The sequence below is a fragment of the Pseudomonadota bacterium genome, assembly GCA_026388215.1.
Taxonomy (GTDB): Bacteria; Desulfobacterota; Syntrophorhabdia; order Syntrophorhabdales; family Syntrophorhabdaceae; genus JAPLKF01.
This window is the reverse complement of the sequence record JAPLKF010000106.1, coordinates 1-3,924: the sequence shown is the minus strand read 5'-3', so window position 1 is coordinate 3,924 and position 3,924 is coordinate 1. Positions and strand designations below refer to the sequence as shown.

Below are 3,924 nucleotides of genomic sequence, written 5' to 3'. Positions count from 1 at the left end.
TAACCTCTGATGTCGATATTTGATTGTTTTATTGTGCCTGTCCATGATTTGGTGGACAGACCGGGTTCTTCCTTAAATACATCAATCAGGGTTGCTGCCCCTTTCTGCTCCATTTCTTCTCTTGTAATTACGGTAATATTTGCCGGGGTTTCCTTGAGTGGGGTCTCTATGCGAGAGGCTGTTACCACTATATCATCGAGCCGGTATGGTGTTTCCTGTGCAAAGATGAGATTCCCTTTTAGCAAAATGATAACCAGAATTGTAAAAAAGATTTTTTGTTTCATGATGGACCTCCTTATGCCTCGTAAGGATTTTGTCTTTAAGAATCCAACCCAAGGTTTCCTGGCTTAAGGGATTTAAGCCCTCGCGCCTTCCCATTCCGCTTAAGAGCAGAACAGTGGCTGGCAAATATTGCCTGCGTTGGCCTTAACCCATCACAGTTGCGGGACAGCGGCAGATTTAAACTGCACTTCCCTTGAAGGTTAGCCTTATAGAACAGTAAAATTGTATCTACCATGTGCTCACTCGAATTGCAAGATTTTATTACTTTCAATTTAAATCCAAGCTTCAAATATGATATGTTAATAAAAAATAGTTTTAGCAAACTACTTAAATGGTAAAAGTTTTTTATCAGGGGTGGTAATACCATGCATGAAGAGTATATAAAAAACATTTTTAATAATTGTAACGTGGGTAAGCTTCTTGGAATAGAGGTGTACGAAGTAAAAGAGGGAATAGCAAAGGGAAAGCTTAAATTGAAAAAGGAACATATAAATATTTTTGGTAATGCCCATGGCGGAATTTTATTTACCCTTGCAGACCAGGTGGGGGGAGCATGCGGTAACAGTCTTGGCAAGAAAGCAGTTTTAGTCGAATCTTCAATTCAATATATGAAAGGTGCTGATGAGGGTGATACTGTTTTTGCAGAGGCAAGATTAACTCACAGGGGTAAAAAGATCGGAAGGATTGATATAAGAATCTTTAGAGAAAATAAGGATTTACTGGCATTGATGCACATGGTTTTCTTCATGAGAGACGATGACCACAAGACAAAGATTACTGAAAATATTTAATATACTTCTTGCTGACTTTGGTAAGAGAAACTGGTGGCCCGCGGAAACACAACTTGAAGTCATTATAGGGGCTATCCTCACACAAACAACTTCATGGAAAAACGTAGAAAAAGCAATAGAAAATATAAAAAGGGAAAAGATATTAGATATAGAAAAATTATATAAAATAGATATAGGTACACTGGGTGAGATCATAAAACCTGCAGGATTCTTCAATATTAAATCCAAAAGGTTAAAAAATTTCATCAACATGCTTCATGATGACTTTAACGGAAGCATCGATAATCTATCAATTATGCCAGCCCAAGAATTGAGAAGACTATTACTCAGTATAGAGGGAATAGGATATGAAACAGCAGATAGCATCTTACTATATGCCCTGAATAAACCTGTTTTTGTAGTGGATGCGTATACGAAAAGGTTTTTAAAAAATCATAACCTCACCAATGGAGAAGGTAATTATAATGATATTCAGAGATACTTTATGGAAAACCTCCCATTGGATACATATATATTCAACGAGTTTCATGCATTAATTGTTTGTCTATGCCAGAGTTATTGTAAAAAAGTGCCCATATGTGATGTGTGTCCTTTAAAAAATGATAAGGTAGTATAAACTTATAAAGGCATTATTATTTTTTGAATAAAGAGTCCGAAAGATACGCGCTATGAAAGAAGGCACAATAATAAAACCCTATCAACCAGTACTTGAAATAGAAGGAAAGCCAATCGCCAAACGGGGTAAAATGTCTGGTACAAAAAGACTAATAAGGTGTTTGAATTGTTTTAAAGACAGAATTGTTCCACTAAATCAGGATATAGATTCAAGATGTGAATGCGGTGGTTTGTTTGTAGATTTATTGAATCTCATGGTATGAGGATGGCGTGTTTATATTATGATGTGTACTTTTTCGTTGTCTGAAGACCTTTTAATATGGCCTATCCTAAAGGCTTTTTCCCCTAAGCTTATAAGTTTCTCAAGAATTACTTGCTCATCATCCCTTTCGATTACAATTACATACCCTATACCCATATTGAATGTGGAGCACATCTCTTCAATTGGTACATTTCCCAATTTCATAATGAGTTTAAAAATATAAGGAATCCTCTCTTCGGAAAGGTCAATCTCTGCCATAAGACCTTCTGGAATGATTCTTTTTATATTGCCCGGTAAGCCTCCACCTGTAATATGAGCCATGCCTTTTATCTTAAAATTTTCAAGAATGTTGAGAATAGGCTTTACGTAAATCTTTGTCGGTTTTAACAACTCTTCATACAACTTCCCATCAATACCATCAATTTTATCTTCTACTTTTAGATTATGAACCTCAAAAAGAACCTTTCTTACAAGGGAAAACCCGTTGCTATGCAAGCCACTTGAAGCTAATGCAATAACCATGTCACCTTCTTTTATCGTTGAACCATCTATAATTTTTTCTTTCTCAGCAAAACCTACTATAAATCCAGCAAGGTCATATTCTCCTTCCTTATAAAAAGAAGGCATTTCTGCAGTCTCTCCTCCTATAAGGGCACATCCAGCCATTTTACACCCTTCACATACACCCGTGATAACTTCTTTAAAAACCTTTTCTTCTATTCGACCACAGGCAAAATAATCGAGAAAAAAGTATGGTTTTGCCCCCATTGTCAGGATATCATTGGCACCCATAGCTACAAGATCAATTCCAACAGTATCGTGTTTATCAGAGTTAAATGCAATTTTTAGTTTGGTGCCAACGCCATCTGTGGAACTAACAAGGACAGGGTTTTTATAATCCTTCGGGATCTCGGTTAATGCAGCAAACCCTCCTATCGGGTTTAGAACCAGGGAATTAAATGTATTCTGTATTCTATGTTTTATGCTATTTAGATATTCATCAGCCTTGTTTACATCTACCCCTGCATCTTTATATGTAAGGAATCCCACTGTGTAAATTTAAAATTAATAAATGTGGAATGTCAATGATTTAAAAGCGGTAAAAGTTAATACGGGACTATTCACTGTCTTTCTTCAGGTCATTTTTTCAATAAAATCATACTGTCCCAAGACTACGTATTGAGCAAGAACCTTTGCACCCACATTTTCAACTTCCCTATTAACTTCTTCTGGAAATGCTTCTTTTTTTATATGAAAATTCAACACTCTATGTTAATAATATTCGCACAAGTTGAAAATGGCAGGTACAGGATTACATATAGTACAGAACCATTAGCACCCGTTACGGATTACCTTAATGGGCAGGGCAGGTTCAGACACCTGACAGATGACATAATATCAGAAATACAGGGAAAGGTGATTTTAGAATGGGAAGACCCCAAGTATCAGCGTATAGTAAAGTAGTATTGACACCAATAAACATTCACATGAGAAAACCATATTTAAAAAATTGTAAGATAAGTCCTTGTGATTTTCTTGACAAATATTTCCTAATAGTTTTTAAATACAGGAGGGGGACCTTATATGGCTAAACCGATGGATGAATACAAATGGCATGAACTGAATGTTGGGTGTGTGATAGAAGAAGTTGGAAGTGCAAGGGAATATAAAACAGGGGATTGGCGTTCCCAGAAACCTATATGGAATGATGCAAAGTGTATAAAATGTGGTCTCTGTTGGCTTTATTGCCCTGATGCGGCAATCTATCAAACAAACGATGGTCTTTATACCGCCAATCTCGACTATTGTAAGGGCTGTGGTATATGTGCGAAGGAATGTAAACCAGGGGCAATCAAGATGGTGGAGGAAGAACGATGAATGCAAAGAAGGGTATAGAGGTCTCGATAGCCGCATCTATTGCAGCAAAACTTGCAAGGGTTGAGGTGGTAGCCGCCTACCCGATTACTCCTCAAA

At 36.9% G+C, this 3,924-nt stretch carries 8 protein-coding genes and 1 riboswitch; of the genes, 5 read left to right on the top strand and 3 right to left on the bottom strand.

Features of this window, described 5'->3' with window-relative positions; translation table 11 throughout:
• A partial coding sequence (locus NTU69_06155) for a TonB-dependent receptor plug domain-containing protein (protein ID MCX5803104.1) occupies nt 1-284 on the bottom strand: 284 nt, incomplete at its 3' end.
• 30 nt (nt 285-314) lie between these two features.
• Nucleotides 315-516, bottom strand: a riboswitch (cobalamin riboswitch).
• A 131-nt stretch (nt 517-647) separates the two neighbouring features.
• Between NTU69_06155 and NTU69_06150 the strand changes: the two genes are divergently transcribed.
• Genes NTU69_06150 through NTU69_06140 form a run of 3 tightly spaced genes read left to right on the top strand, consistent with a single transcriptional unit; the run spans nt 648 to nt 1,951 of the window.
• Nucleotides 648-1,073 (top strand): PaaI family thioesterase, encoded by a 426-nt coding sequence (locus NTU69_06150; protein ID MCX5803103.1) that lies wholly within the window; start codon nt 648-650, stop codon nt 1,071-1,073.
• Nucleotides 1,039-1,689: an endonuclease gene (locus NTU69_06145; protein ID MCX5803102.1), complete on the top strand. Its 651-nt coding sequence runs from the start codon at nt 1,039-1,041 to the stop codon at nt 1,687-1,689. The genes NTU69_06150 and NTU69_06145 overlap by 35 nt, the downstream gene beginning before the upstream one ends.
• Before the next feature lie 52 nt (nt 1,690-1,741).
• Nucleotides 1,742-1,951: a hypothetical protein gene (locus tag NTU69_06140; protein ID MCX5803101.1), complete on the top strand. Its 210-nt coding sequence runs from the start codon at nt 1,742-1,744 to the stop codon at nt 1,949-1,951.
• 11 nt (nt 1,952-1,962) lie between these two features.
• Here NTU69_06140 and purM read toward each other — a convergent pair whose 3' ends face one another.
• Nucleotides 1,963-3,000 (bottom strand): phosphoribosylformylglycinamidine cyclo-ligase, encoded by a 1,038-nt coding sequence (purM, locus tag NTU69_06135; protein MCX5803100.1) that lies wholly within the window; start codon nt 2,998-3,000, stop codon nt 1,963-1,965.
• An 84-nt stretch (nt 3,001-3,084) separates the two neighbouring features.
• On the bottom strand, nt 3,085-3,213 hold the full coding sequence (locus tag NTU69_06130; protein MCX5803099.1) for a hypothetical protein: 129 nt from the start codon (nt 3,211-3,213) through the stop codon (nt 3,085-3,087).
• A 6-nt stretch (nt 3,214-3,219) separates the two neighbouring features.
• Between NTU69_06130 and NTU69_06125 the strand changes: the two genes are divergently transcribed.
• Entirely contained in the window at nt 3,220-3,414 is a 195-nt protein-coding gene (locus NTU69_06125) for a hypothetical protein (GenBank protein ID MCX5803098.1), read from the top strand.
• Between the two features lie 120 nt (nt 3,415-3,534).
• Complete coding sequence (locus NTU69_06120) at nt 3,535-3,828, top strand: 4Fe-4S binding protein (protein MCX5803097.1); 294 nt, start codon at nt 3,535-3,537, stop codon at nt 3,826-3,828.
• The last annotated feature ends 96 nt before the right edge of the window (nt 3,829-3,924 follow it).

Excerpts from the sequence above, each read along its gene's own strand:
- NTU69_06150 (MCX5803103.1), top strand. The coding sequence starts at position 648 with ATGCATGAAGAGTATATAAAAAACATTTTTAATAATTGTAACGTGGGT.
- NTU69_06145 (MCX5803102.1), top strand. The coding sequence starts at position 1,039 with ATGACCACAAGACAAAGATTACTGAAAATATTTAATATACTTCTTGCT.
- NTU69_06140 (MCX5803101.1), top strand. The coding sequence starts at position 1,742 with ATGAAAGAAGGCACAATAATAAAACCCTATCAACCAGTACTTGAAATA.
- NTU69_06125 (MCX5803098.1), top strand. The coding sequence starts at position 3,220 with ATGTTAATAATATTCGCACAAGTTGAAAATGGCAGGTACAGGATTACA.
- NTU69_06120 (MCX5803097.1), top strand. The coding sequence starts at position 3,535 with ATGGCTAAACCGATGGATGAATACAAATGGCATGAACTGAATGTTGGG.